The following is a 4,743-nucleotide window of genomic DNA, read 5'->3' on the forward strand; positions in this document are numbered from 1 at the left end:
GCACCGTGCCGCCGCCCGGCGCGTCCGGCACGAACCGGCGTACCCCCGCTCGGCCGGTCTGCGCCGCGAGCAGCGCGCTCGCGAGCTCGGCCGGGCGCAGCGCCGGCAGGTCGGCGGTGAGACCCGCCACCCACCCGGTGGGCACGCTCGTCGCGCCGTGCCGGAACGCGGCGTTCAGACCGGCGTCCGGCTCGTCGGGCACGACCCGCGCGCCGGCCGCCCGGGTCGCCGCCGCCACCCGGTCGTCGTCGGTCACCACCAGAACCTCCGCGACCGTCGGGCAGGCCAGCACCGCGCGGAGCGTGTCGGCCGCCAGCGCCAGCGCCAGCTCCTCGTGCGGTACGCCGGGCAGCGCGCCCCGCAGCCGGCTCTTGGCCGCGGTCAGACGCTTCACCGGCACCACCACGGCCCACCTCGGCTGACTCACGTCGGCAATCCTGCCAGCCGGACAGCGGGACCCTCGCTGGCCGTACCGGGGGCGAGCAGGCATGATTTCCGCTGCGGGTGTCGCGGTCGGGCACGCGGCGGGGTCGGGGCGCGACGAGGAGGCACAGTGGCACGGCGGAGGCTGGGGTTCTGGCAACGGTTCGCCGTGGGGCTCGTGAAGCCGGTGATGACCGTCTGGACCCGGCGTACCTGGCGCGGCATGGAGCACCTCGGCCGGGACGGCGGTGTGATCATTGTCGCCAACCACATCTCGCACGCCGACCCGCTGGTCTCCGCGCACTTCATCTACGACTCCGGCCGGTGGCCGCAGTATCTCGGCAAGGCCAGCGTCTTCCGGGTGCCGGTGGTCGGCTGGATCCTGCACCGGTGCCGCCAGATCCCGGTCGAGCGGGGCAGCGCGGAGGCGGTCCGCTCGCTGGACGCGCTGATCGCCGCGCTCGACGAGGGCGGCGCGGTGGTGATCTACCCGGAGGGCACGACCACCCGGCAGCCGGAGCTGTGGCCGATGCGGGCCAAGACCGGCGCCGCCCGGCTGGCGCTGGCCACCGGCGCGCCCGTGGTGCCGCTGGTCATGTGGGGGCCGGAGCGGATCTTCGACCCGCGGACCTCCCGGCTCAATCCGCGTCCGCGGATCCCGGTGACCGTGGTGGCCGGCGAACCGGTCGACCTGAGCCGGTGGGCGGACGCCTCGCCGACCCGGGCCACCCTGGAGGAGATGACGGACGCCATCATGCTGCGACTGCGGGACATGCTCGCCGAGATCCGTGGCGGCACCCCGCCGCCGCTGTGGGAACGACCGGCCCGACCGTCCGTCGAGCGTCAGCAGCAGGGTGGTGCCGCGTGAGCGAGCACAGCGAGCGAACCGTCAGGCACAGCGGCGGGGCCGTCCGGGCCGCCGCGCGGCGAAGCGGAGCGGTCGCGTGAGCGGCCACGTCGCGGTGCTCGGTGCCGGCTCGTGGGGGACCGCGTTCGCCAAGATCCTCGCCGACGCCGGGCGGGACGTGACGGTCTGGGCCCGCCGCGCGCCGGTGGCGGAGAGCATCCGCACCGAGCGCCGCAACCCGGAGTACCTGCCGGACCTGCTGCTGCCGGCCGGGGTCACCGCCACCTCCGACGCCGTCGAGGCGATCACCGGCGCCGAGGTGGTGGTGCTGGCCGTGCCGTCGCAGACCCTGCGCGGCAACCTCGCCGAATGGGCCGGGCACCTGCACCCGGACGCCACCCTGGTGTCGCTGATGAAGGGCATCGAGCTCGGCACCACCAAGCGGATGAGCGAGGTCATCGTCGAGACCGCCGGGGTGGCCCAGGACCGGGTCGTGGTGGTCTCCGGCCCGAACCTCGCCCCGGAGATCGCCGCCGAGCAGCCGGCCGCCACCGTGGTCGCCGGAACGAACGGCCACCGCACGGCGCTCGTGCAGGCGTCGATCCGGACGCCCTACCTGCGCCCGTACACCAACGACGACGTGATCGGCTGCGAGCTGGGCGGGGCGGTCAAGAACGTGATCGCCCTGTCGTACGGCATCGCCACCGCGATGGGCTTCGGCGACAACACCCGGGCGATGCTGATGACGCGCGGGTTGGCCGAGACGGCCCGCCTGGGCGTGGCGCTCGGCGCGGACCCGATCACCTTCGCCGGCCTGGCCGGCATGGGCGACCTGGTCGCCTCCTGCTCGTCCCCGCTGGCCCGCAACCGCACCTTTGGCGAGCACCTGGGCCGGGGCGAGACGCTGGAGCAGGCGCAGGCCGCCACCCGGCAGACCGCCGAGGGCGTGAAGAGCTGCCTGGCCATCCGCGACCTGGCCCGGGCGCACGGTGTGGAAATGCCGATCACCGAGCAGGTCGAGCGGATCTGCCACGAGGGGATGGACCCGCGCCTCGCCGTGGACACCCTCATGAGCCGGACCGCCAAGCCCGAGTCGTACGAGTGAGGAACTGATGAGCGATCTGGGAGACGGCACACGCTGCGTGCACGCCGGGCTGCCCGAGCCCGCGCCGGGAGATCCCTTCCTGCCCGGCCCGGTCCTCGCCGCGCCGTACCACCTCGACCCGTGGAAGGGCCCGGCCGGCTCGCCGAACGGCTACGGCCGTCCGGACAACCCGACCCGGCGGCTGCTGGAGGCGGCCGTGGGCGAGCTGGAGGGCGGTGACTGCCGGGTCTTCGCCAGCGGTCAGGCCGCCATCACCGGGATGCTGCTCACGCTGCTGCGCCCGGGGGACACCGTGGTGCTGCCCACCGACGGGTACTTCCCCGTCCGGGCCTTCGCCACCGACGTGCTGGAGGCGATCGGCGTCCGGGTGCTCTTCGTCCCGACCGTCGGGCCGTACCCGTCGCTGGAGGGTGTCCGGCTGGTGCTGGTGGAGACCCCGGCCAACCCGGGCCTGGACGTGGTCGACGTGGCCGCCCTGGCCGAGCGGGCGCACGCCGCCGGCGCGCTGCTCGCCGTGGACAACACGACGGCCACCCCGCTCGGCCAACGTCCCCTGGATCTCGGCGCCGACCTGGTGGTCGCCTCCGGCACCAAGGCGCTCACCGGCCACTCCGACCTGCTGCTGGGCTACGTGGCCAGTCGGTCGGCAGAGCTGGTCGAGGCGGTGACGGTCTGGCGTACCACCACGGGTTCGGTGCCGGGCGCGTTCGACGCCTGGCTGGCCCACCGGTCGCTGGGCACCCTGGACCTGCGGCTCGCCCGGCAGAGCGCGAACGCCGCCGCGGTCGTCGACCTGCTCGCCGGCCGGTCCGACGTCGCCGGCCTGCGCTGGCCGGGACGGCCGGAGGACCCCGCGTACGCGGTGGCCTCGGCGCAGATGCGCCGGATGCCGGGGGTGCTCTCCTTCGACCTGGGTGACGCCGACCGGGCGAACCGCTTCATCGAGGCCGCCCGGCTGGTCGTGGCGGCCACCTCCTTCGGTGGCCTGCACACCACGGCGGACCGGCGGGCGCAGTGGGGCGACGACACCGCTCCCGGCTTCGTCCGGCTCTCCTGTGGCGTGGAGGACAGCGCCGACCTGGTGGCCGACATCGCCGCAGCCCTGGACGCCGCCGCGCCGGCCTGAGTTATCGTGTCGGCGGCCCGTAGCGGCGGGCCCCGACCGGAGGAGGTGAGTCCGATCCGTCAGACAACAGGACCGGCGCTTCCTCCCGTGTCCCTGCCGCGCTAGCGGCCGCGGGAGCGCCGGTGAGCGTTTCCCGGAGGTAACCCATGGCACCACCGTTTCCCACCGACCGGCCGGCCCTCGTACGCCGGCTGCGGGCCGCCGGCTGCGTCTACGCCGAGGACGAGGCCGACCTGCTGCTGGCCGCCGCCGACTCCCCGGCGGCGTTGGCCGGCCTGACCGAGCGCCGGGTGGCCGGCGAACCGCTGGAGCACCTGCTCGGCTGGGCGGAGTTCTGCGGGCTGCGGATCGCCGTCGCCCCGGGCGTCTTCGTGCCGCGCGGCCGGACCGCCCTGCTGGTCGAGGCGGCGGCCGCGGTGACCGGCCCGGCGCCGGCCGTGGTCGACCTCTGCTGCGGGTCCGGCGGCACCACGGTCGCGCTGGCGCACCGGCTCGCGCCGCGCTGGCTGGCCGCCGCCGACATCGACCCGGCCGCCGTGGCGTGCGCCCGCCGCAACCTGGCCGGGTTGGCCGCCGAGGTGTTCGAGGGTGACCTGTTCACGCCGTTGCCCCCGCGGTGGCGGGGCAGGCTGGACCTGGTGGTCGCCAACGCCCCGTACGTGCCCACCGCCGCGGTGGCCCTGATGCCGGCCGAGGCGCGGCTGCACGAGGCCCCGGTGGCGCTCGACGGCGGGCCGGACGGGCTCGCCGTGCTGCGCCGGGTGGCGGCGGGCGCGGTCCGGTGGCTGGCGCCCGGTGGACACCTCGCGGTGGAGGTGAGCGCCGTACAGGCGGACGCGCTCTGCGCGGCGCTCAGGGCTCTCGGGTTGGTGCCGAGCGTGCGGCACGACGAGGACCTGGACGCCACCGCGGTGACCGCCCGCCGCCCCGCCTGAGCCCGGTCGCTGACCGCTGCCGCGCCCAGGGCACGCCGCGTCGCGCGCGGTCCATCGCACCGGCCAGCCCGTCGCCGGCGGCCTTGGGCTGGCCGTCCCACGTGTTCGTCCTTTGCTCTGCTTCACCGTACGCAACACAGAGACGCCGTCGGTGTTGCGCCGATTGAAGCAGAGCAAAGGACGCGCGAGAGCAACTCGGGGGACCGGGAGAGCAACCGGGGCGTCACGGCAACCGGCAGCGGAGTCGCCGACGAACGGCATCGACGGCAGCGACCGGCACACCGCCGCTAATCAGCAGAGCCAGCGG

5 protein-coding genes are annotated in these 4,743 nt (G+C 75.4%); 4 read left to right on the forward strand and 1 reads right to left on the reverse strand.

Annotated features, from left to right (window positions below; genetic code table 11):
• Nucleotides 1-427: NTP transferase domain-containing protein (locus DKT68_RS04370; protein WP_236646712.1), on the reverse strand; the 427-nt coding region annotated here is incomplete at its 3' end.
• Between the two features lie 126 nt (nt 428-553).
• Between DKT68_RS04370 and DKT68_RS04375 the strand changes: the two genes are divergently transcribed.
• From DKT68_RS04375 to DKT68_RS04390, 4 genes are all read left to right on the forward strand, one after another.
• Nucleotides 554-1,291 carry a lysophospholipid acyltransferase family protein gene (locus DKT68_RS04375; protein ID WP_109816143.1) on the forward strand — a complete coding sequence of 246 codons (738 nt, stop codon included), beginning with the start codon at nt 554-556 and terminating at the stop codon, nt 1,289-1,291.
• Nucleotides 1,292-1,367: 76 nt separating this feature from the next.
• Nucleotides 1,368-2,375 (forward strand): NAD(P)H-dependent glycerol-3-phosphate dehydrogenase, encoded by a 1,008-nt coding sequence (locus tag DKT68_RS04380; RefSeq protein WP_109816144.1) that lies wholly within the window; start codon nt 1,368-1,370, stop codon nt 2,373-2,375.
• Nucleotides 2,376-2,382: 7 nt separating this feature from the next.
• On the forward strand, nt 2,383-3,501 hold the full coding sequence (locus DKT68_RS04385) for a cystathionine gamma-lyase (protein WP_109816145.1): 1,119 nt from the start codon (nt 2,383-2,385) through the stop codon (nt 3,499-3,501).
• Between the two features lie 146 nt (nt 3,502-3,647).
• Entirely contained in the window at nt 3,648-4,436 is a 789-nt protein-coding gene (locus DKT68_RS04390; protein ID WP_109816146.1) for a putative protein N(5)-glutamine methyltransferase, read from the forward strand.
• Nucleotides 4,437-4,743 lie beyond the last annotated feature (307 nt).

This window comes from Micromonospora acroterricola (assembly GCF_003172955.1).
GTDB classification, from domain to species: domain Bacteria; phylum Actinomycetota; class Actinomycetes; order Mycobacteriales; family Micromonosporaceae; genus Micromonospora; species Micromonospora acroterricola.

Coding starts and splice junctions, on each gene's coding strand:
- DKT68_RS04385 (WP_109816145.1), top strand. CDS start 2,383: ATGAGCGATCTGGGAGACGGCACACGCTGCGTGCACGCCGGGCTGCCC.
- DKT68_RS04390 (WP_109816146.1), top strand. CDS start 3,648: ATGGCACCACCGTTTCCCACCGACCGGCCGGCCCTCGTACGCCGGCTG.